This window comes from Bradyrhizobium sp. CB2312 (assembly GCF_029714425.1).
Classification (GTDB): Bacteria; Pseudomonadota; Alphaproteobacteria; order Rhizobiales; family Xanthobacteraceae; genus Bradyrhizobium.
Map to the genome: position 1 here is coordinate 8,607,206 of NZ_CP121668.1, position 22,396 is coordinate 8,629,601.

13 protein-coding genes and 3 pseudogenes are annotated in these 22,396 nt (G+C 58.5%); 8 read left to right on the forward strand and 8 right to left on the reverse strand.

Annotation, left to right across the window (positions count from 1 at the left end; genetic code table 11):
• Positions 1-224: 224 nt before the first annotated feature.
• The 3 genes from ald to QA642_RS41135 all read right to left on the reverse strand — a co-directional run bounded on the left by ald (position 225) and on the right by QA642_RS41135 (position 4,419).
• Positions 225-1,337 (reverse strand): alanine dehydrogenase, encoded by a 1,113-nt coding sequence (ald, locus tag QA642_RS41125; RefSeq protein ID WP_283081926.1) that lies wholly within the window; start codon positions 1,335-1,337, stop codon positions 225-227.
• A gap of 692 nt (positions 1,338-2,029) precedes the next feature.
• Positions 2,030-2,731, reverse strand: a complete 702-nt coding sequence (locus tag QA642_RS41130; RefSeq protein WP_271610464.1) for a hypothetical protein — start codon at positions 2,729-2,731, stop codon at positions 2,030-2,032.
• 965 nt (positions 2,732-3,696) lie between these two features.
• A complete protein-coding gene (locus QA642_RS41135) occupies positions 3,697-4,419 on the reverse strand; it encodes a hypothetical protein (RefSeq protein ID WP_283081927.1) in 723 nt (240 codons plus the stop codon).
• 1,003 nt (positions 4,420-5,422) lie between these two features.
• Between QA642_RS41135 and QA642_RS41140 the strand changes: the two genes are divergently transcribed.
• The 3 genes from QA642_RS41140 (at position 5,423) to QA642_RS41150 (ending at position 6,313) form a co-directional block, all read left to right on the forward strand.
• Complete coding sequence (locus tag QA642_RS41140) at positions 5,423-5,566, forward strand: hypothetical protein (protein WP_271610461.1); 144 nt, start codon at positions 5,423-5,425, stop codon at positions 5,564-5,566.
• Positions 5,567-5,638: 72 nt separating this feature from the next.
• Positions 5,639-5,761 (forward strand): hypothetical protein, encoded by a 123-nt coding sequence (locus tag QA642_RS41145; RefSeq protein ID WP_283081928.1) that lies wholly within the window; start codon positions 5,639-5,641, stop codon positions 5,759-5,761.
• A gap of 267 nt (positions 5,762-6,028) precedes the next feature.
• Entirely contained in the window at positions 6,029-6,313 is a 285-nt protein-coding gene (locus QA642_RS41150) for a hypothetical protein (RefSeq protein ID WP_283087084.1), read from the forward strand.
• On the opposite strand, the gene QA642_RS41155 is transcribed toward QA642_RS41150, so the two are convergent.
• Together QA642_RS41155 and QA642_RS41160 are read right to left on the reverse strand one after the other, a co-directional pair.
• Positions 6,249-6,752: a hypothetical protein gene (locus QA642_RS41155; protein WP_271610459.1), complete on the reverse strand. Its 504-nt coding sequence runs from the start codon at positions 6,750-6,752 to the stop codon at positions 6,249-6,251. The two genes, QA642_RS41150 and QA642_RS41155, sit on opposite strands and share 65 nt — an antisense overlap.
• 1,345 nt (positions 6,753-8,097) lie before the next feature.
• Positions 8,098-8,250: a hypothetical protein gene (locus QA642_RS41160; RefSeq protein ID WP_283081929.1), complete on the reverse strand. Its 153-nt coding sequence runs from the start codon at positions 8,248-8,250 to the stop codon at positions 8,098-8,100.
• A 969-nt stretch (positions 8,251-9,219) separates the two neighbouring features.
• On the opposite strand from QA642_RS41160, the gene QA642_RS41165 reads away from it, so the two are divergent.
• From QA642_RS41165 to QA642_RS41180, 4 genes and pseudogenes are all read left to right on the forward strand, one after another.
• Positions 9,220-10,338 carry a hypothetical protein gene (locus QA642_RS41165; protein WP_283081930.1) on the forward strand — a complete coding sequence of 373 codons (1,119 nt, stop codon included), beginning with the start codon at positions 9,220-9,222 and terminating at the stop codon, positions 10,336-10,338.
• A 452-nt stretch (positions 10,339-10,790) separates the two neighbouring features.
• A pseudogene (gene istA, locus QA642_RS41170) lies at positions 10,791-11,960 on the forward strand (IS21 family transposase); the annotation flags it as partial.
• Positions 11,947-12,105, forward strand: a pseudogene (locus QA642_RS41175) (ATP-binding protein); the annotation flags it as partial. The pseudogenes istA and QA642_RS41175, both read left to right, overlap by 14 nt.
• Before the next feature lie 708 nt (positions 12,106-12,813).
• Positions 12,814-13,365 carry a MarR family transcriptional regulator gene (locus QA642_RS41180; RefSeq protein ID WP_283081931.1) on the forward strand — a complete coding sequence of 184 codons (552 nt, stop codon included), beginning with the start codon at positions 12,814-12,816 and terminating at the stop codon, positions 13,363-13,365.
• Positions 13,366-14,771: 1,406 nt separating this feature from the next.
• On the opposite strand, the pseudogene QA642_RS41185 reads toward QA642_RS41180, so the two are convergent.
• From QA642_RS41185 to QA642_RS41195, 3 genes and pseudogenes are all read right to left on the reverse strand, one after another.
• Positions 14,772-15,072: pseudogene (locus tag QA642_RS41185) on the reverse strand (zincin-like metallopeptidase domain-containing protein); the annotation flags it as partial.
• 887 nt (positions 15,073-15,959) lie between these two features.
• A complete protein-coding gene (locus QA642_RS41190) occupies positions 15,960-18,083 on the reverse strand; it encodes a prolyl oligopeptidase family serine peptidase (RefSeq protein WP_283081932.1) in 2,124 nt (707 codons plus the stop codon).
• A 422-nt stretch (positions 18,084-18,505) separates the two neighbouring features.
• Positions 18,506-18,721 (reverse strand): hypothetical protein, encoded by a 216-nt coding sequence (locus QA642_RS41195; RefSeq protein ID WP_283081933.1) that lies wholly within the window; start codon positions 18,719-18,721, stop codon positions 18,506-18,508.
• A gap of 828 nt (positions 18,722-19,549) precedes the next feature.
• Between QA642_RS41195 and QA642_RS41200 the strand changes: the two genes are divergently transcribed.
• Complete coding sequence (locus QA642_RS41200; protein ID WP_283081934.1) at positions 19,550-20,914, forward strand: MFS transporter; 1,365 nt, start codon at positions 19,550-19,552, stop codon at positions 20,912-20,914.
• Positions 20,915-22,396 lie beyond the last annotated feature (1,482 nt).

Here is a 22,396-nt window from a genome sequence, read left to right on the forward strand (position 1 = left end):
TGCACCTACGCCCTGATCATCCGCGCCGGTTCTGAGGAAGAGCCCGGGGGATGCTTCACGTAGATTCAATCACCCTATAAAAGGGGCCAAGCCAACAAACACGAATTCTCGGCTTCGGCTGGGCAAGATTGCAGGCCGGATGCCCTTCGCGTCCTTAAAAAAAGGGCCACTCCAAGGAGCGGCCCTTAAGTGAGGGAGGAAACGTCCCATAGGGACTTCTGGGATCAGGCCGCAGCCTGTTCGATCGGGGAGAATGGCAGGCCTAGGCTCTCGGCTACAGTCCTGTAAGTGAGCCGGCCGCGATAGATATTGAGGCCAGCGCGCAGATGCGGATTTTCGAGGACCGCCGCGAAACCCTTGTTGGCGAGCGCCAACCCGAACGGCAGTGTGGCATTGTTCAGTGCTTGGCTTGACGTGAGCGGGACGGCTCCGGGCATATTGGCGACGCAATAGTGAATTACGCCATCGACCTCGTAAGTTGGATCCGCGTGCGTGGTCGGGCGCGATGTTTCGAAGCAGCCCCCTTGATCGATGGCGACGTCAACGATGACGGAGCCCTTGCGCATTGATGCCAGCATGCTGCGGCTGACGAGTTTCGGCGCGCTTGCACCGGGAACGAGGACCGCGCCGATGACAACGTCTGCTGCAAAGACTTCCTCTTCGACGGCGTCTATGGTCGAGAATCTGGTACGAACGCGGCCTTCGAACAGTTCATCCAGCTCGCGAAGGCGCGGGATCGAGCGGTCGAGGATCGTGACCTCGGCACCCAGGCCGGCGGCTATTCGGGCCGCATGACTCCCAACGACGCCGCCTCCGATCACGACGATGCGAGCCGGCTGCACGCCAGGAACGCCGCCAATCAACAGCCCCCGCCCGCCGGTATAGCGCGTCAGGGCGCGGCCTGCCGCTTCGACCGCAAGCCTTCCCGCAACTTCGCTCATCGGCGCGAGCAGCGGAAGCCCGCCATGCGCATCCGTCACCGTCTCATAGGCGATGGCGGTGCATCCAGATTCGAGGAGTCCCTTCGCCTGTTCCGGGTCTGGCGCCAGATGCAGGTAGGTGAAAAGGATCTGCCCCTCTCGCAGCTCAGTCCATTCGGAGGGTTGGGGCTCCTTCACCTTTACGATCATCTCGCTCGATGCGAAGACCTCACGAGCTGAGCCGACAATCGATGCGCCGGCGTTGCGATAATTGTCATCGCTCGCGCCAATGCCGGCACCCGCATTGGTCTCGACCAGTACACTGTGACCGGCAGCTACATATTCTCGGACGGCGCCAGGGGTTAGACCCACGCGGTATTCGTGCGTCTTGATTTCCTTAGGCACCCCGACCTTCATATGCAATCTCCTCGTTGGACGCCCCCCTTCTAGTCGAAAGGCCAAGTTGTTTCTCTGCAAAATCGGGGAGAACGGGCGGCATAACGGCGAGAATCTCCGCTCTCCGAGGGCATCTTGCAGAATTCCAAGCAGTCGCTGTCCTGTCCTTTCTCAGGGGGCGCGGCGCGCGGCCAGAATCCGATTGCGGCGAGTGGCCGCTCGGGGCTCAGTTCTTGAGGCATGCGCCACAAGCGTCCGATTGCTGCTGATGATGCAGCCAAAGGCGAAGGTGCGCCTGCCCGTGGCGTTTTCCCGCCCAGAGCCGGCTCAAGGGCAGCAGCGCCAGCGCAGCGACGCCAGCTGTTCCTGCACGACGGGCTCGTTGCAATCGTGCAGTGGTACCGAGCGCGCGCATGACGGACGGCAAGGGCTTCAACGTCGATCTGATCGGCCTACCCGGCGGCGGACGGCGCGCCATCCGCGTGCGTAAGGAAGCCAGTGGCTGATCATATCATCAGGAGCCTGAGGACACCGACGTGGCTCTGTGCGAATCTTCCCGGAGCAGCGGCGAGGCCCGCTGGCGTGGCAAGGGAGACCATCCTCAAGCCTTGGAATGGTTGAAGTCCGTTGAGAGCTGATGACCCGCAAGGTCCAGAGCTACTTGCCCCGCATTGGAAACGATGCGGGGCACTTTTGTTGAACTAATTTCGGGCTCAGCCTTTAGGTTCGCTGCATTTCAGAGATGCATCAGAAGTGGTCGCCTTTGCTGGTGAAGCACCTCCGACGGAGTTTTTGAGCAGATCGCCAAATCTTTGTTTCTCCTCGGCAGGGCCGATTACCGCCCAGTACGAGACGATCGTGCAGTGCCCATCCTTGTCGTGGCCCCACCCGGTAAGGTTTCCAATGAAGATGTCGTCGTTATCCGTTTCGAGCCGCTGCCCAACAAATGCGCCCATCCCTAGCTTGTCAGTGCTCGAAATGTACGTGAACATCAAAAGATCTCCGGAACGGGAGCCCTTCACTTTGAAGTTGCGGGGATTCCCTTTTCTGTTGGTACGCTCGGCAACGTCTCGATCCTGGATCATCCTTCCAGAGGCCAGAACGTGCCGGGACACTAGGAATTCGTATTGATCGGCAGGACCATCAGAAGGATCAGTGTAGATGTACAGCGCCTGCTCAAGACTCATCAGCCGTATGAGCCAAGGGATGACGTTTTGCTCGAACGGGTCACGAATAAAGCCGACGACAACGGCTGCCACGACAAAACCTAGCGCTGCTTTCAGGCCCTGACGCGCCAGATCAGGCGCCAGCGGCCGCACCGCGTCGCGAGCCCGCTTCCAATACCTTTTTGCGAGCAGAAATCTCGGAGGTAATACGAGCTCTTTGCCAGCTCGTGTCTTGCGCGAATTGCCCATGCTCCCACCCCAAAGAACTTCTCGGGCGCAAAACGCCCGAGAAGCCTTTTGCATCCTTAACCGCCGCAGAGCGTCGAGTTTGCCCTGACGATGACCGGTGCCGACGGACGAGAGCTGCGCATCAGATCCTCCATGCGAGCAGTAGAGTTGCTCGCTCTCATCATGTTGGAAGGCGAAAGGAGCGGTTCAAGAGAGTCGATAAAAAAACCAGAGCTTTCCGGTAAGTGCCGGATATTATTTGCTTCCCATCACCTACCGCATCGCAAACAGCTACTATAGTCCTATGCTTACCGCGACATTACAGGCGCGCCCCACGCCATCTGCCATTCGAAAACAGCGAATACTCGGGCAACTCGAGTCGGAGAATTTCAGGCGTTTCGCCACGACGTCCGCGCTCCTACAGTCCAAAAATACAACAACCGTCTGACAAAGAGCCGAAGCACCAGCTGCGCTAGCGGCCAAGGCATTGAAGGTGCTCTGCAGGTTATAGGCAGCTCCCAGGGCGTTGAGCTTTTCAGCCTCTTCCCTCATCCCAATCGTCCCTTTGACTCCGGCAAACTTGTTTCCTGAATTCACCTTCGCAGACAAGAACCACAAACTGGCGGCCAGGATCGCTAGAGCGGCCGTCGCCAAATTGAAGAAGTGCTTCGCTGTCAATCTTTCCCCCGTATGTTTGCGAGCCGCGGGGCCATCTAACGGCAGCGCACCTTCGCATAGATGGTGCAGCCCTGCGTCCCGTCGCAGAACAAGACCTCTTTCCATCCGGAGGGGTCACAGTCGCCCTCCCAGCATTTATGGTTCGGAGGAAGGGTGCTGCAATCCCGGTGCGGGCCGTCGCGCAGAATACCGGCGATAGCTCCCGCCCTCATTATTGCTTGCGCCTCTTCAGGCGTCTTCCGCTCCGTTGCGTAGCCCAGCTGATGCGCTTCCTCGACCGACTGCGGAATCCTTACGGCGCCTGCCATTTACGGCCCTCCTTTGCGAATGGCTGCCGCGACGGCTTGTCCGATCAGTGCGGCGTTGTGGATTGCGGCGGCTTCGGCGGCGGCGGCGTCCCCAGGCGGTGCGATGGTGATGGTCACATCGTGGGTACGTGTGCGCGTAGCGTTCACGAATGGAGAGTCCGGGTTGGCCGTAAACTCCACCAGCTTCCACGTTGGCGTAACCGAACCACCATAAACAACCACGAAGGTCACCTCGTAGCTGAATGCGCTGTAAGGACCAATGATTGTTCCTGGCACGGTCGACAAGAAGATCTTCTTATCCAGGAACTGGCCGATCTTGAGATCTCCCTCGATCAGTATCTCTCCTGGCCTCTCGCACGGATTTACAATCGGCCGAGCTGAGCGCAGCTCCCTGAGCGGGTAAGTGAAGGAGATCGTTTCAATTCTTGTCGCTTCTGAAGAGGCATTCACTCCAGCGCCGAGCGTGAATGACCTCGTATCGGAAAGAGTTCGCACCCACGACAGGCCTGGGTTCGCGCTGCCCTTCTCATCAACGGTCAACTTTAGAGTAACTGTTGCCAACCAGTCTTTGATCCAATCAGCCTTGTTGCCGCTCCGTTGACCCGCCCCATAGTATTTCCGGATCGCATCATCCGCTCCCTTGTGCAGCTCGCACTTGATGTGGTTGATGATACGATTTTCTGTAATTTTCTGGCTTTCAGGAGGCTCGTGCCACTCCTGCATCTCCGGGACGTAAGCCCCGCAGCCCCCAAAAAGGGCAATAGCTGCCGCGCAAAGCAGAAGCCCACAAATCCGCATGATGAAAACCGCTCAACGAAAACTAAACTACTGCATGTCGACACACTCTCGGCTTGGTCGCAACGGCTCCCGATCGGGCGGCATCACAGAATCTTCAGTTGTATCAATTTCGCAACATTGGGTTGAGCCCTGCTCAGCTTGCAGTTGCGACGCCGCTAAAACGCGAAATCGCATCTGCCGGTAAGACAGAAGGCTCAGGCGATCCTTTTATCGTGGCCTGCCCGCCAACCAGCATCCATCGCACGATCTGAGAAGCCACGCCTGATCGTGCCTTGAGGCCGATTCGATCACCCGCCTCCGCCTACGGTGCGAAACGTTCGGCGGTTTAACGATCAGGGTCCATTCGCAGCTGGGATTCAGCAAGCAGTATCCAGACGCCAGGGCGGCGAAGATGACCAGGTCGGCCTGTCTTCGCCCACGGACCAACAAACTCATTCTGGCTCGGTTCTGCGTCTCAGGCCCACTCCCGTGTGAAGGCTGCATCCACTCCGCTGCCTAGAGGACTGGGAATTTGGACCCGAAGCGCATCAGGGCAAGCCATCCGACTGTCTGCCGGAGGGTCCCTCGGTCGGAGCCTCCTTGCCCCGCCGCTCATCCTTTGTGTCCTATGACTTCCCGTCCGGCAACGAATGGCGCGGCCGGTTAAACCAGCGGGAGTACGAAAGATGAAACGCGACGAAAATTACCAAGCGCCGCATGGGGTCTATATGGTCGAGGGTGAAGGCGAAGCCTTCTGGACCAGGATCGGCACAGCATGGCCTCACAAAAACGGCAAGGGATTCAACATCCACCTCAGCAGCTTGCCACTCACGGACGCCTCGTCATCCGTGAGCCGAAGGCAGCCAAGGGCGACGCGGAGGTGGGGCAATGAGCCCCCGCCGCCACGCGGCGCTACCGCGTCCGTCTCAACGACAGGGATTTTCGCGACATGATTGTCCTCGCCATCAGCAAGGAAGCGGCAATCGTCAAGTCAATTGCCATCAACGACCTAACTGGCCTCGGTCAGTTGTCCACCAGCCCGAGCGATGTGGATTGGGATGCGAGCGTTGTCAGCCTGCAGGTGCTCTCATGAGCGACCTCTTTCGCAACACAGTCGTTCACGGAAACTGCATCAATGTGATGCACGAGATGAAAGTCCGCCTGGGTGGACTTCATCCTCACCGCCCCGCCCTACCTGTGCCGCTACCAGTCCCGCGATGGGCGGACCATCGCCAACAACGACCGCGACGGCTGGCTGATGCCTTTGCCGAAATGCACCGCGTATTGAATTGTGCCTAGCTTGTACGGCTGGAATGCCGCCGACAAGCTCATCGGCGCCTGCGTAGCGGGATGCCGAATGGTGGGCCATATCGTCTTCACCAAGCGCTACGCTTCCTCGTCGCGCTTCGTGCTGAGCAAGCAGGAGCGGCCCTACCCGCTCGCCAAGGGTGAGCCCGCGCGACCGTGAAAGCCAATCGACGACGCGCGCGACTGGCGCTACACCGGTAATCGGCTTCATCCAATTCAGAAGCCAATCAAAGTCTTCCGTCCTCTTATTGAAGCGCTCTGTCCAGCGAGCGGGCTGGTGCTCGACCCGTTCTACGCGTCGGTCTTCACCCTGATCGGCGCGCAAATGACGAGCCGTGATTATGCCGACATCGTATTGGATGCGCAGCATTGCGAAACTGTTCGTATGCGGGTGGCCTGCAATGAGTTGCGCAGTTTCGCGACCCTGCCCCGGCTCGCGAGCCGAGGCACATCCTTTGCGTTTCGGTCTAGGAGCGCTCCGAGCACGTCTGCCCGGCAGGCTTCTTGGCAACGTCCGGACGCATCTCCTTAACTGCTTTCGCTAAACTCGCTAACTCCTTATACGCATCTGGGTTGTTTATTTGTCGCTCATCGATGATCGGCTTTATCCTATCAAACTGCTGACAGTACCAATTACCCGATATCTGCTTGAAAGTTGCCAGGTCATAGACGCCGGAATTTACGCCAACTGAAAACGCCTCTAGAGTTCTCAGTTGGGCGCGGAGTTCTTTCTCCGGGGTCTCTTTGTTGAGATGAGGTAAATCGAGCTCGCTTCTAACCTTCATCCAAGCATCTACCGTTGCTTGGATTTTGCGATTGAGGCTGTCTTCCCTAGCTGATTTAGAAAGAATATTTGTTGCTCTGACTAGCAAGGCGGTAGCGACAACCAGCAGCAACGTAGCCACCCCAGTTAAGAACTCTCCCGGATTTGCCTTTGCATGTTCCAGCAGCTTTTCGAAAAACTCCTGCATTGCGCCTCCTGTGTGAGTGCAGTTACAGAGCTAGGATGCCATTATGCGGCTGCGATTTAGCTTGACGCTGTTCTATGGTGCGAGGAGCCGTCTCAACTTTAGCAAGGATCAACGAAGTAGCCAACACGATTAGCCCTCGGCGTGTCGCTGCTTCGGTTCGCCACTCGCCGCGCGAATTGCCTGCTGGCACCTTCGTTCCGCGGACCTGAAGGGCGTCCGGGGGCTTTGCCCTGCGAAAACATCGGACAATACATGTCCGCTGAAGGCCATGCGCCCGGGTCCGCTCTCGGCTTCTGACCAACACTCTCTTCTCTGATCCCTGTTGCAGGATTGCATGCCAGGAGGCGAGTAAGAGTGTGCAGCAAACGGAATGGCGCACTTATACATCGCTACGCGACATAGATGCACGGCCAGCGCAGGCGCATGGCCGTAAGGCGTCGCTCCGCAAACAGAAGCGGAGCGACATGGCGTCTTATCATTTCTCTGTTCAGCCGGTTAAGCGCTCGGACGGGCGCTCCGTGCTGGCGATGACGACCTACCGGGCTGGCGAACGGCTGAGGGATGAGCGGCGCTGGATAGACGTTGACTTTTCAAGGCGGCGCGGTGTGGTGCATGCTGAAGTCCTGCACCCGAGGACGCAGCCGAATGGCTGCTTGATCGCGCGTCGCTTTGGAATGGCTTGGAGTGGAAAAGCGCCGTGATGCCCAGCTCGCACAGGAAATCAACATGGCATTGCCTCACGAACTCAGTACGGATGAGCAGCTTCACATTAGCCGCTCGTCCTCTCCGCTATGACCTCATAGCAGGCGCGAGTGGAACATGCGTACCCTGCGCGCAACGTCAAGGCGTTCAGCAAGATGGTGACAACGACTGGGGCTCGCCGAACCACGATGAGGAAGCAACTGGAGAAGTACGAGCCTATCCTGCAGCTATAGACTCCTCCGCCTGCCGCTTCGCCAGGTCGCGTGCACGCCCTGTCCGGCTGGCAAGCGTCTTGTCCTCCGAAGCACCTTGTTATGAACCCGTCCGCAAGCCGCGTGACGAGGCATTGCGGATCATCGACCAGCTGGATCGCCTGTTTCTCGCCCTGCTCGGCGTCCGCGAGTCTCAGCTAATGCGCCACACCAAGTGGGCAAACCGGCTCCGGTGGCGCCGGTCGCATCTCATTGAGTCCCTGCCAGTGCTTGGGCGCTTTCGCAGCCGCTTGCCGTCTTCCTAGGCCAGCTGTCGTACTTGCCCCACTAGTGGACATTGCGCCAGGAGCGGTAGTTGACCTTCCTGGCCAGCAATGCGAACCGCAGTATGTCGGAGCGGTACAGCACGATGGAGCGCTTGCCCGGAAGCCTCAGGACGTCCGATGGGTCGAGCAGGCCATCAGCTTCGCCAGAGCTTGGGCGTCATCCCGCTCATGCCAGGTGCCGGTTCGCACCATGTCGAGCGGATTGAATTTGTCCGAGCAGACGGGTTTCAGGGTGTCGAGCGCACGCACCCTACCCATCTTCCGTCGCTGGCTTCCGTGAAAGCGCGGCTTTCGCCCTTGATGTCCGGGCAGACGACCGAGCCCTTATGGGACAGAGGTTGGATATGACGATGCCTGTTCCTTTGCCCGCGCCCATCGGCGTGAAGACCGGGGACCATGTCGTCCTTGTTGAACCGTAAAAATGAATGCTCGATCCGGCCGACTCTTGGTCCATTTTCCCTCCGTACGCCGGATAGCAACATTTCCCAGTTGGTGGCTGTGACGAGAACACGGGCGCGGCTTCCGCTGCCCAACACCACAATAATGATTTTGCCGAAGAAACAATCCCATGCACAAGCAGGAGAAGGGCCAGCAGGGTTTTGCGGAGGCACCCCCCCATGCCTCAGCTTGACCGTAACAGAATGATGTTGGCCAGGCCTGACCGCTTCCAGCCTGATCGTAACGTCCCAACAGTCTGTGGTATTACGGGGGATACCCATCGCAAGGGGCTTAGCATTGGCGCCGATGGCCCCGCTTACAAGAACACGTCGGCGCTCATTTGGGTCTGCATTGCGGATCAGTTTGCGCAGCAAGGGCAATTTCATCCGGAACGCAATAAGTGATGCCATCGTAGAAAGACGCAATCTTGACCCAATGCTCTGACGCCACGGCTTTTTGAATCGCGTTTATGGCTTCCATATCCTCGCGGTGTCGTGGTCGTCCGATTTGAAAAGATAGCTGTACCGGTCCATTTTAACCTGAACGGCTATGCCGGCAAAGATCTGAACTGGTGTTCGCTTAGTTCGCACACGATCCAGGAGGCCCCCGCGAAGGCCGCAAGGCGTGCTAATTGAAGCGCAATACGGCAACTTGCCGCGTTTCTCGAGCAAAGTGTGGAGATCGGGCAGGCCCATTTGGCTCACCGAATTCTCTGGGTGCGTCAGCTTGTCGACAGCTGGTCCTAATAGAGCGAGAACCAGAGAGCGACCCATTCGAACCGAGGGGGACATGGACCCATTTAACCGCATCAACCCATTCGACCCAGAGTTCTCTGCTTACAACCCCGCGGTGCCGCAAGCGCAACAGCAGCAAGCGGAGTTTGAGCCGTACTTGGATGAAGTGCCTCAGCTTGGTACCTCTACCGTCGCAGAGAATCCGGTTTCTCCTGATCCCTACTATCCTCATCTGTCTGAAGAAGGCCTCAGGCTCGCCGAGGCCTTGGGACTTGAGCACCAGAGGGCCGACGGTTCTCATTCCGAACACGCAGTCACCGGACGCGAGGACGCCGCTGCCCTGATGGGCGAGGGCTACGCCTGCCAGTTGAGGCCTACGAAGAGGCAGAGGACACTAAGCCAGTCGGAAGGCGATGCCATTGAGCGCCAGCCCACCGAGCCTAGCAATTCAGCCGCTCGCGAGCTGATTGAAGACGCCGGCGCACCGTTTCGCGCCAGCGGTCCGTTGATCCTTCCTCCGGACGACTACGATCAGGATCTGCTGTGGGCGATGCTGCGAAACGCCGGCTCATCGTCGTCTCTCGAGGCAACCGCCCCTCATGACCACGCCTTGGATTCAAGAGCGGCCGTTCGTTCCGTCAACTCGCGGCAAGACGACCGGCGCACGTCAGCTGCGCATGAGGGTAGCAGCGTCCCGCCAAGCCAGGACAGCCCACCCGCTCCTTTCATAGTTCATAACGACCGCTTCACGGCGCTGTTCGTACCCGCGACGGCGATGAGGGGCGGCTCTCCACTCAATCTATCAGGCGCAACCATTCATTTCGGATCTCGCCCGGAAAGCGTTTCGCAGCCGAGCGCACAGCCGGCGAATCGGCTCTCGCCAGCACTGCTTGCGCAGACGGTGGAGCAAGCCGCTCCGGCGTCCGCCAGAGCTGAGACGACGCCGCCCGCGGCCCGCGAGATTTACGCCGCATCATTCGCCGTTCCTGAGGGCTTTTCGCACGGGACCCAACCCGCCCCAATCACCATGATCTCAAAGCTCGCCCGCTCGGGCCTCTTGCCGGACGCAGCGCAGCCGATGAAGCAGTACGACATTCGCGGCGAGCGTTACACGGCTCTCTTGGGGCCGGGCGGACCGAACGACGTTCGGCTCATCCACCATCCACAGATGTAGACACCAGGGACAGTCGCTACGTGAGGGGCCAGTCCAGATAGATCAAGTAGCGGATTCGTTGATGGACGATAGCTTGCTTCAGCGACACTTGCGAGCTTAGTGAGGTTCTGCGCGGTGGGGATAAGCGCGGCAGGCCCCGATGAACTTGCGGGCGCCATCGCTTAGCGGCTCCTTGTTGAGCCGAACAGCGATGGCTCCTTTTTGTTTGCGAAGAGCGTGATCACGTTGCGGGCTGGTTGGGGCGAGGTGATAGTGCAGAAAAATCAGAGGTGACTGCCGCCCCCCAGGGGACCGCCGTCGCTATGATGTGTGCCCTGGTGTCTCCACCTTCTTTCTGGCAAGGCACGGAATGGGCATTGACGCATTCGGCCGCTGCTCTTACCGCGAGAAAGTCCAGCGCCGCCGCGCTGAGAGTCCACAGGTCGCGATCGCTCGCCTCTTGATCGGCGCGGATCTTTACTCGGAATCCCACCGACCTGCAGTATCGCAACGCCAGCCAGCGCGATATCCACAGGCTGACGGGGATCGATCGCAAGACGATCCGGCGTTACGGGGCGCTGCGGGCCGGTGCGGCCCCCGGGGAAGTGACCACCGGCCCGGTGAGCGTGGACGGCCAAATTCCTCCACCCCGACCACCGGCTTCTGAGGCATCGGGAGCGACGGTCACCAGCGGCCTGGCCCGCTCGGCTTGCGAACCATATCGGACGTGGATCGAAGAACAGGTCCGCCTGAAGCGGAATGCGCAGGCGATTTACCAGGACCTGGTCGACCAATTTGGCTTTCCGTCCAGCTACCAGAGCGTCAAGCGGTTTGTGCGCACGTTGCGACACAGCGATCCCGAGCAGTTTGATCGACTTGAGTTCCTGCCCGGCGAGGAGGCCCAGGTCGACTATGGCGAGGGCGCTCTGACGATTGATCCCAGGAGCGGCCGGTACCGCCGTCCCCGCCTGTTCGTGATGACGCTGCGCTACTCGCGGCGCAGCTTCCGGCGGGTGGTCTGGCAGTCCAGCCAACACGTCTGGGCGCAGCTCCACGAAGAGGCGTTCCGGTATTTTGGCGGGGTCCCCAGCTATGTCGTGCTCGACAATCTGAAGGAAGGCGTCCTCAAGCCGGATTTGTACGAGCCCGAGCTCAACCCGATTTACAGCGCGATGCTGGCTCATTACGCCGTGGTCGCCGATCCCGCGCGGGTGGCCGATCCCAATCGGAAAGGCTGCGTCGAGAGTGCGATTCAACATACCCAGGGCACCGCGCTGGCCGGACGGCGCTTCGAGACACTGGAAGCCCAGAACGAGTTCTTGAGGCACTGGGAAGAGAATTGGGCCTCCAAGCGCATCCACGGCAGCACGCGTCGTCAGGTCGAGGCGATGTTCCAGGAGGAGAGGCCACACCTGCGGCCGTTGCCAGTGGCTGCCTTCCGCATCTTCACCGAGGTCGTTCGGACCGTCTGCGACGATACCACCGTGCGTGTTGATAGCAGCTATTACGCCGCGCGGCCTGCGCCCATCGGCAGTCAGGTCGTGGTGCGGATCTACGCCTCCACGATCGAGATCCGTGATCGCCACACCCATGCGCTGCTGCGTGTTCATCCCCGGATGACGCACTCCGGTTCTGTCGTCCTGGGGGACATACCTGGGGGACAACACCATGAGCACGACGATCCTCGATCGCCTGATGCATCATTGCCATCTGCTTGAGTTCGACGGACGCAGCTATCGGCTCAAAGAGGCCGCTGAAACTCTTGCCCGGGAAACAAAGGCAAACTAACAATCACCATGTCCTGCCTCGGGGTGGAGGAATTTGACTGACCATACCCGGAGGAATTTGAAGTGACCCGCGGGGGATTGTTGAAACTATTTTGAAACCAGACAAGTTTAGCGGTGTTCGACTTTTCTCAGCGACTCGTTTGCCTAAAGGCGCGTTATTTCACAGCCCGTGACGTACAAGCTAGTGAAGAACCTACTTGCGATTACTTGTCTTTCGATCGAGGGTGAATCGTGGAATAAGGAGCCATTGTCGACCTCCGACCCTGCTTTCGAAGCAGCGCGGAGCCGGCTCCGACAGGTTGAATCCTGCGCTGTACGCGTTGGTCTGTGATTCAGTGAGCAGCTCTCGACACCCTAAAAATCTCGCCGTCCAATCGCGCGGCGGGAGCAGTGTCGCTTTTGGAGCGTACTCGCGACGTTCAGGGCATTACACGCTGTAATCGAGTGCAAAAGCAGTTCATGAAGCCAAAATTCTGCACAGGGAAGTTGTTTTTTGAGTGATTTCACCGGGATGAGTGTGTGAAGGTGCTTTGCACCTAGGCAGCTTCGGCACCAGACGTGTCTGCCAAGAGAGTTGGCACGGAAGCGAGTTGGTGGGATTGCTTATTGCCACGAGATTCGACGCTTCGAACTCGGCGCATATGTTGTCGCCGGCAACTGCGCTCTGCTCGCCCGGAATAGTTTTAAGATAGAGGCGCCCTGAAATCTGATGCCGTCCAAGCTACCAGGATTGAAAAGACGACTCCAGAAGAGCCCTGTCGCGAGTCAGGATGTACTCAGGCGATTCACGTGGGAGATCAGAGCCATTAACCTGTGTCTGGACGACCTTCGCTATTTCCAGGCGCATGCGCTGGGCATTGCTGCACCACAAATGATGATCTTGATGGCGTTGATCGACTTGGAACAGGACGACGGAGTTCCGGTCAACGTGGTTGCAAAGTTGATGAAAGTTGAGTCCGCCTTCATTACGAGGCATTCGAAACAGCTTGAGGATAAGCGATTTGTGCGACGTAAGCGCTGCGCGAGCGATGCACGAATCGTCAATCTGTCGCTAACCGACAGCGCTCGCAGACAACTTGCGAGCATCGCGGCGCAGCAGGAAGAACTCGATGAGTTTGTTTCTGGTTATCTCGATATTACGAACTTTGCAAAGCTGGCTAGTTGCCTTATTGGAGTCAGGCAACGGCTGGAAAAGGCTCGCCTGCACGCAGCGTTAAAGATGCGAGAACCTTCAAGAGAGCAGCAGCTGCGGGACGCCTAGCCGGTCAGCAACTTGAGCCTACGAACCTACTCGCCGCGGCGATCACAACGAGCACAACCCATCCTGGATCGCGAGCTGGATTTACTCTGCCGCCCTGCAACACAGCTCAAGCCGGACCCAAGTGATCAAATTCGGTGCTCCAAGCTATAGCTGTGCGCATGCTGAAGGAGCCATGCGCCGACAGAAGCTGCAACGCAGCGATTTACGTCGACTCTAGCAATCGTTTCTGCATCTTGTTCCGTGAGACGATGATAAGCGATAACTCTGCGGCATTTGGCCAATCCTTTGCTCGGAGGCGCAGTATTCTACTAGCGCCGCCTCAGAGCGGTATGGGCTATCCCCGGGACAGCTCGTCGCGTCGTTCTCGGTTGCGCCGTTTGGACCAATCGTAAGAATGATTTCACCGTCCCGTGCGAGGACAACTGACCGAGATGCGTTCATTTTGCACGAGGCAGCACCCTACACCGTTGCTTGATACTTCTCTTCTGTTAAGAACGCATTATTTTGCAGCCACGACGCGCCATCGAATTGCGGCGAGCACCATCGTCGATGTCTTACAGCAGAGAAGCCGGGATTTCCTGGACAACGGCCCCTGGGGGCGCATCCTGTATTCTCGCGTTTGTTACATGACTCCTATTGAAGCAATCAAACGTTGGTACGTGCCCCTGGACGACGGACTTCAATCAGACATCGCGTATATGTTCGTATCTCTCACGCTCGGAGACCACCAGTTTTCGCCTGCTGCAGCGTTCGAAGACTGCTGCATGGTTCGAGCTGCGCAGCGCAGGCACGGAAAATGAGGATGTGCTAGCCGCAGTCGTGTTTCGCGTCTCGTTCGAGTACATGTTTGCCGACCGCTTCGCGGCCCGCCGATTCGGAATGAAATTGCGTGAGACCAGGCAGGCGATTAGAACGGCAACTGCCAAAGAGGGGTAGAAAAGCCACCCGAGAGCGCCCCAAAAGAGCACCGCCGCGACAGCGAAATACAGTGGTCCAAGCAATGCCATCCCAGTCGACATTGTCGGTCTGGGAAGTATTAACCTTGCAGAGACATAAAGAAGATGAGCTGGCATTAAACCAAGCAATGCCCGCTCAGCGCTGCGGCAAGTTCCTAGCCTGTTCGGTGCCTCCGCGCTCGGACGTGACACCGGCTGGCGGCTCCTCGCGGGTCATGAGCCGCGCGCGCTCATGTGCGTGCGGATCAATCGGCATGAGCATTTCCTTCTGTGGGCTCGATACCTTGCGGGGCTTCTTCACCGCTTTTGCGGGTCTGAGAAGATGATGACGTTGCGAGCCATGCTGCCCTCCCCGTTCGATGCGTGGCTGCAACCCGTGCTTCCATGACTCACGAGCCGAGCAGAACCCACAACCCTGGCCGTGGATAAGGCGCACAACTACTTCGATATTCAAAGTCGCCCCTTATTCGCGATGCCGGTTCTCAGGGAGAACAAGGCGCGCTGCGGTTCAGGCCGCGACGGAATTTTTGGCCTGAAACCGATACAGGAAGCCCGCCGCGTCTTGAAGATCGCGCGTTTGTCGTTCTTCAGCACCTTGATCCAAGAGGGGATATAGGAGGCGTGCCCCTCCCTCACCTCCGGTGTCAGGCCGAGATCGGCGGACAGGAAGGTCGCGCCAAGCTCTGCGACCAACTTTTCCAGCGTAGCCTTCATCGCCGAAGCGCTTGCGACCGAACTCGCGATTCAGGCGGCTCTCGTCGCGGTATGTAGTGTCCAACGCCACTCATCGCGCGCGTCGCGGCAGAAATGGAATACGTGGCCCTCGCCTTTTCAGGTGGTGTATCGACCTGCGCCAGAGTACCTGCGATGCTTGTCGAGATGGCCACCGCGATCAGTTGGAGCGAGATGTAAAACAGTGCGGGCGCGGCTCGGTGCTAACCGGGCCCGGGGGCTGAAACCAGGCCAACTAGTCCCTACCACATCCGCACTGCCGTTGAGACTAGCGGGAAGGTGACTCGGCGCCGATCGATCTGGAGCAATAGCGCTGTCCCTGCCACATCCCGTTAACCCCAAACGGCTCTGTATCTGTGATAGCTTACCGCAAGCTGACAGGCCTTTTGCGCAGTCGGTCAATGGTACGTGTGGGCTATCATTACCCGCTCAATGTGCCACGGAAATTCCTGCAACCACTCAGACATGCTCTCAATGCAGTCGGCCGTCATGACTTCAGGATCACCCGGAAGGTTCAGGCTGCCAATCAGTGACACATTGTCGGTTGCGGACCGTACCATCGTAGATACTGCACCCGTTAGAGGCAGGTCTCGCTGTGGCGTCAGATCGCGAATTCGGTGCTTTGCGCCCGCCCATACCTCTGCCTGCATATTGTACTGCCATGTTCGTCGCAGTCTGTGTATCGGTCGACTGTCGCAGTACGTTTGTGGAATTCCAGCAAGCCTCAATCTGGGAGACTGCGGATTAACGAAAAGCGAGAGAGATAGGCGAGACTGAGGCGTAGCTGATCGCTCGGATTCATCCCCAGGCAGATTGCGGAGAATGAGCAAAGACTGGCTTGCCGACGCCCGGCCGATAACGTCGTCCGCCAAGCCTCATCATTGAAGGAGTTCTTAGTCCTCGACATCACTCATCGACAAGCCGCCGGGATGCATAGGTATATTCTAAAGCGATCCGGCGTGCCTGTTCAATGAGGTTGGCGGCGGCGCTATGCCCCCCATCTGTATTCTCATAATAGAGGTACGGTTGGTCCAACGCAGCGAGCCTCGCCGCCGCCTTGCGGGCATGCGCCGGATGCACGCGGTCGTCCTTGGTGGACGTGAGAATGAAGGGGGCCGGGTAGATCTTTCCTGGCACCAACCTGTGATAGGGCGAGTAGGCCTCGAGCCACTTGCGCTGTTCGGGAATGGTGGGATCGCCATACTCGCCGATCCAGGAGGCTCCGGCGCCTAGCTTGGTGAACCGAACCATGTCGAACAGCGGAACCTGTAAGATGGCCGCATTGAAGAGCTCGGGTCGTTGGGTCATTGCGGTCCCTACCAGGAGGCCTCCTTGGCTACCGCCGACGACGCCCAGCCGGCGGGGAGAAGTGATCTTGCGACGGATCAAGTCCTCCGCGACAGCGATAAAATCATCCCATGTGCGTTGCTTCGTTGCGCCTTGAGCAGTCTGGTGCCATTGAGGCCCGAACTCACCGCCACCGCGCAGGTTCGCGACAACATACGCGTTTCCCTGCTCGAGCCAAAGTCGTCCCGTGAGGCCCGCGTAAGAGGGGCAGAGCGGAATCTGAAACCCACCATAGCCATAGAGAAGGGTTGGAGTTGATCCGTCAAATCTTGCGCTCTTGGGTCGTAGCAGAAAGTAAGGAATGCGGGTGCCATCGCGCGAGATTGCCTCGAACTGTTCGACGACAAGTCTCGAGGCGTCGAACCTAGGAGGTGTCGCCTTCAGTGTCTCAAGGCGCTCGGTTGCAGCGTCGAAGTACCAGAGCATCGTCGGGCTAAGAAAGCTGGAGACGGTGAACATCGCCTCGTCCGTTTCATGCGATGCCGCAGCCAGACCGACAGTCGCATTCTCTGGAAGCGGGATCGGCGTGACCTGCCAGGCGCCCTGATGGTACTTGTAGACGAACGCCCTACTCTGAACATTGTCGAGAATCGCTAGGATTAACAAGTTTCTTGTGGCCGTGAATCCGCTGAGCGCTTGTCGAGGCCCAGGCTTGAAAACGAGCGTGGGTCTGGCGTGCAGCGGATCCTGCTTCCATTCGGTCAGGTCATACGAGATGATCGATCCGGCTGAGAAGGGGGTGTCTCCGGACGGTGGCATCCAGTCTTCGTTTAGCGTCACCAGCAGGCGACCACTCGCGATGCCCCCAATGGTCGCCTTCTTTGGCAGATTGAGCTTAGTCGGCTTGGACCCAAAGAGAACATACTCATGCTCAAACGCACTGATGCTGCGGATGGCGCCGGTCGCATGGATCGTGCCTTCACTGTCGCGCAGCACGAATGGTGTGGCCTCGACATCGGTCGGCTCTCCACGGAAGACCTCGTGCGCTTCCACGAGTGACTGAGCGCGCTTGAGCTCCTTCACAACGAAAGGGTAACCAGCTTGCGTCATGGTCCCTTCGCCCCAATCTCGTGCAATTAGGAGCGTGTCACTGTTTACCCAAGTGACCTCCTGTTTTCCTTCAGGAAATTCGAAGCCGTTCGTGACGAAGGTTTTGGCGACTGCGTCGAACTCCCGGACGAACACAGCGTCTTTTCCGCCCTCGGACAGGTTGAGCAAGCATAGGCGCTCTTCAGGCGGAAGGCAGCTCACCCCTTTAAGAACCCAGTTCTTCTTGTCCGCGTCAGCGAGAGCATCGACGTCGAGGATGGTCTCCCATCGAGGGCTCTGGGTGCGATAGCTTTCAAGCGTCGTACGCCGCAAGACGCCGCGCACCTGGTTCTCGTCCTGCCAGAAATTATCGAGACCGCGCCGTCCCAATGACACGTACGGAATCCGGTCCTTGGCCTGAAGAACGTAGAGGGCTTCGCCGTAGAAGCGCTGGTAACGTAGATCGGATTGGAGCGCACTGAGTGTCTTGGCGTTCTCGGTGTGAGCCCAAGCCAGTACGCGCGGCCCTTCGATCTCCTCAAGCCAAAGAAAAGGATCCTCGGTGCCGGTCGCAGGCGCTAGCGTCTGGGACAATCCCGCGGCCATCAAACAGCTCATGGATAGCGACGCTGCGAGAAAAAGCGAACTTTTCATGGGAGTCGTCCTGAAGTTAGCCAGCCGGACTTGAGTGTCTTGCTAGGTGAGGGGAAGAATTCGGAAGATGCATACTCGGCAAAGCGCGGGCATGCGGGAATTGCGTCCGCTGGCTGTTGATGGAGCAAGCAGCGTGCCGCTTGAATATTGAAGATTCTCCAGGCGTTTCCGCCCCATGTAAGTGTCGACTTTTGGACGTCCGTCTCAAACCTGACAGTCGGTTCTTAGTAAGGGCGGCATGTTGCGCAGCGGCCGCGTTGCTCATCGTCGCAGTGCGTAGATCCTCGAGGATCGCTTGCGCCGTCCGTTCGGCCACTCACAACTCTGCTAGGCGTGAATTGCCTTGAGCATGTGGCTCACCTCGCAAACGTTGGAAGGGGTATCGCTGGAAGCATTGCGGTAAAATTAAACCATGTAGCGTTTTAGACGCGCATCGAGCAGGAATCGGCGAAGCTCTCGACAAGGCCTCTGTAGCCGTCCGAAATGACCGTTCCGGTTCCGGCAAAGATCGCGGTCGATTTTCTTGAGAGGTAGCGCTCCATGCGGAGCTGTTCGTTCTCCTGGCGCAGGCGGGCGATCTCCGAAGCCTGGTCCGCCGACATTAGCGGCGCATGCGTTGTGGGGCGCCACGCCGCCAATTTCGGCTCCTGCCGGAGCTTATCCACGCAGCGTCGTAGCACCGAGTCGCGCAGACCTAGTTCCTTGCTCCTACTGGCTGTAGTGCTAGAGCAAGTCTCTTCTCTCTGTATTGGCTTTCGCCCAGGGTTTGTACCCGGCGACGTCGCCCACGTTCACCTAGTGAATCAAGACAGAAACCGCCGTCCTCTCACCCCGGGAACGCGGGAAAGCTGCGTCGACCTCGATCTACGTGTCTCGGTCAAGCGCGAGCGTTCGCAATTTGGCGCAAATGATGCGCAGCTGAGGAGTAATTTCACGGAGCTCTTCCGAGAACCATGCTGCTATGCACGCAGAACGCGAGAAGCGAACGGGCAAGCATTCTCGAGTAAACGTGGCGATTGGTGTCGCTTGCGCCCGGGCGCACTCCAACCTTGAGCGGCGGCAAGCGCCTTGGCGATGAAGGGCCTAGCCCATTGGCGCCTTAGGCAGCGGACGCAACCTGGCCCGAGGCGGAATGGCTCGAGTCATCGTCAGTGGTGTGCGACGCCCGTCAATCTTGTCGCACACTCGCCACAGCAGCGCAAAAGTCTGCAGCCACCTGACGAATGCAGCAGGTTCGCATATTTGTCTTTGCCGTCCAGGCCAGCGATCAGATCACGGGCTAAATGGTGGCGGAGAGGCCGGCATTTTTATTGCAGACTTTACGGTGAGCTTCGTCGTGACACGCTTCAGCCTACATATTGCCTGGCGAAATGGCCGTGAGGGACGGGAGCGGGCAGCGCAATGCAACGGGGCGTCCTGTCTGGCCAAAATCTTGGGTCGGAATCGCGCTTCAGATTAGGTCGAGGGTGTCGAGGCAATCTACTCGAGAGAGACTGGAGCCGGTCCTCAATCCCGCAGAGGAACGCTTGACGAGCCGCGCCGTGTTGGGCGCAACCATCGGCAATATTCTCGAATTCTACGACTTCGGGACCTACAGCTTTTTCGCGATACAGATCGGCCAAGCGTTCTTCCCGACAACCGACTCTTTCGCTAGCCTCATGCTTTCACTCGCAACCTTCGGCGCAGGTTTTGTAACCAGACCGATCGGGGCCATCGTGCTCGGCTCGTATTCGGATCGGGCCGGCAGACGGCCCGCGATGACCACCAGCTTTACCATGATGAGTGCCGCGGTCCTATTGTTAGCTCTCACGCCATCGTATGAGACAATAGGGCTTGCCGCTCCGTCACTGGTCGTCTTCGCACGCTTGCTCCAAGGCTTTGCTCTCGGAGGTGAAGTGGGTCCGACGACCGCCTACTTGATGGAAGCGGCCCCCGCTGAGGCGCGCGGTCTTGCTGTCTCCTTTCAGCCCGCGAGCCAACAGATAGCTGCGACGGCCGGAGCGTTGGTTGGAGAAATACTCTCGCTCACCATGACAAGCGAAGCGCTCAATGCGTACGGATGGCGGATCGCGCTGTTGCTCGGCGCCGCTACGTTGCCGTTTGGACTTTGGCTGCGGAGCGGCTTACCCGAAACGTTGCACCGGCCCGAGGCGCACGTTCTGGTCAGCCGGCCCGGAGGCCAATCGCGTGCCGATCGCCGCATCATGAGCTTGGGATTTGTCATCTTGGCCAGCTGCACGATCACGACTTATGTGACGGGATTTATGACCACCTACGCGATGAACACCCTCCACGTTTCTGCGCCGCTTGCCTTTGCTACCACGCTCATCAGCAATGCGGTCGGAATTGCTGCAGCACTGCTGGGCGGCCTGCTCGCCGACCGCGCAGGCCGTCGTCGCATCATGATATGGCCGCAGGTCACCGCATTGCTGGTGACCTATCCGGTATTCTTGTGGATTGCAGAGAGCCGCAGTGCCTTCGCCCTTCTAGGAGGTCTCGGCGCCCTCACCCTGATCGGAACGATTCCGTATAGCGCCTTCTACGTGAGCATGGCCGAAGGTTTGCCCAGGAACATTCGTGGTGGCGCCTTCGCGACGATCTACGCTTTTGCGATAGTGGTTTTCGGAGGCACAGCTCAACCAATCGTCGCTTGGCTGATCCACCTTACCGGGAGCGCACTCGTGCCCGCATGGTACATGCTTTTCGCTGCCGCGGCCGGGCTCTTTGCCATGCTCATGATGCCGGAGACGGCGCCACTCAATTTGACGCCCGACCATAAACGAACCTTCCTAATGCCACGACGGCTACCTCGGCATAGCCGGGAAGAATAGACATCCATGACGTCCGAAATGCGAACCATCGAACCGAAGGGCGGCACGGGCTTGACATGGAATAGCTATAGAAATTCGACTAGTTTTAGATCGAGCTGCGGCTCGCATCGGAACACAGCATCGGGATCTAAAACGACTTTTCCCGTTTACCCAACCTACGCCGATGCGGCGGCTGCGCGATTGGCGGTGGTCAACGATTGGCTGAAAGTGAGCAATCGCTTTGATCAACTTAAGAGAATTAAGATGGCGCCACTTGCACCATCTGCCAGCGTAACCGTGCGGCACGAGGACGCGGCCGCAGTCGGAGCAAGCGGCCGCACGAGGCTCGATCCTCGTTCTCTGCTTGATTTGTTTTCCGTCCTCAGTGTCGCACGCACGAGGGATCGGTCAAACAAAAGAACAGGTCGCAGATACCTTCCAACGGGTCGTCCGCGCACTGAGGATATGATGTATCGGCTACCCCCACCCTGCCGGCAACCGGTTGCGCGGCAACTTTTGCAGCAAAAGGAGGCACCGCCGCCGTTGCAAGCGCGAGGGCGCTCGCCGTCACTAACACAGACTTTTTCATTCGAGAAATCGCTTCCCTAGGTTAGCCCCAACCGTCCTCAAGGGTCTATATGACGACCCTGTAAGCAGTAAAATTGATTTTCTTGATCAGATCTATCTACGGAATGGATAAGCTCGGACATCACCGTATGGCTCAATCTTAACCCGCTCGGAACCTGCAAATCTGCTTCGTGATCGAACGCTCGACGAGCCTCGGAGCCGTCGATGTATGTCTCGTGGTGCTCGAGCAGAGCGTTTTCTTGGATCATTCTTTTCAACGTCCGAGCGAGACCATAGCCGTTTTTCATGGTTGCGAACATGCGCTTCCCCAAACTCACTTGCGTCACGGTTGGACGCACGATTGCTCCTCAGCGCGTGGGAGGAGTGCGAAGATCGTCGAGGCGATGGGCGACGAGTTTCACACGCGGCTTAACCAACGGCTCGCCGAAGCAGGCCTAACGGGGCGATACCGATGCCGAGCGAACGTTAGGACCTCAAGTCGTTAGCGAGATCGCCCGCGAGATCAAAGGCGCGGTGCTGCACCGGGTGCTTAGGGCGCATGGCATCGAGCTGTAAAAGACGGTCAGACCTATGTCGCTGTCGTGAGCTCGGGCCCTGACTCAATGGACAGTCTCCGCCAAGCTGATCGGGCGGTGGAGGCCCTCTTCGGGCGATGCCGCCGGTCGGTCGCTCGTGACGGCGACTGAACAAGCAGCGACATGACTGACCATGCGCTCATGTATTGGGATTGTCGGAGCGGCTCGGCGCGCCATTGCAGTTGAAGCAAAGCACCTTTGACGTCACTCGGCTCGAGACGCTCAAGGAAGAACGACGAGCCCCAGCATCTTTTGGGGGCCAAGGAGGCGTGATGCTGGGGCCGTCGTAGCCCTTTGCAAGAGTAGCAAACAGGCAGCGTTGTTGTGCACCGCCCGGTTT

Bases quoted from the DNA above. Each gene is read 5' to 3' on its own strand.
- QA642_RS41160 (WP_283081929.1), bottom strand. From the start codon at position 8,250: ATGGGTAGGGTGCGTGCGCTCGACACCCTGAAACCCGTCTGCTCGGAC.
- QA642_RS41135 (WP_283081927.1), bottom strand. From the start codon at position 4,419: ATGCAGGAGTGGCACGAGCCTCCTGAAAGCCAGAAAATTACAGAAAAT.
- QA642_RS41180 (WP_283081931.1), top strand. From the start codon at position 12,814: ATGCCGTCCAAGCTACCAGGATTGAAAAGACGACTCCAGAAGAGCCCT.
- QA642_RS41190 (WP_283081932.1), bottom strand. From the start codon at position 18,083: ATGAAAAGTTCGCTTTTTCTCGCAGCGTCGCTATCCATGAGCTGTTTG.
- QA642_RS41155 (WP_271610459.1), bottom strand. From the start codon at position 6,752: ATGCAGGAGTTTTTCGAAAAGCTGCTGGAACATGCAAAGGCAAATCCG.
- QA642_RS41165 (WP_283081930.1), top strand. From the start codon at position 9,220: ATGGACCCATTTAACCGCATCAACCCATTCGACCCAGAGTTCTCTGCT.
- QA642_RS41140 (WP_271610461.1), top strand. From the start codon at position 5,423: ATGATTGTCCTCGCCATCAGCAAGGAAGCGGCAATCGTCAAGTCAATT.
- ald (WP_283081926.1), bottom strand. From the start codon at position 1,337: ATGAAGGTCGGGGTGCCTAAGGAAATCAAGACGCACGAATACCGCGTG.
- QA642_RS41130 (WP_271610464.1), bottom strand. From the start codon at position 2,731: ATGGGCAATTCGCGCAAGACACGAGCTGGCAAAGAGCTCGTATTACCT.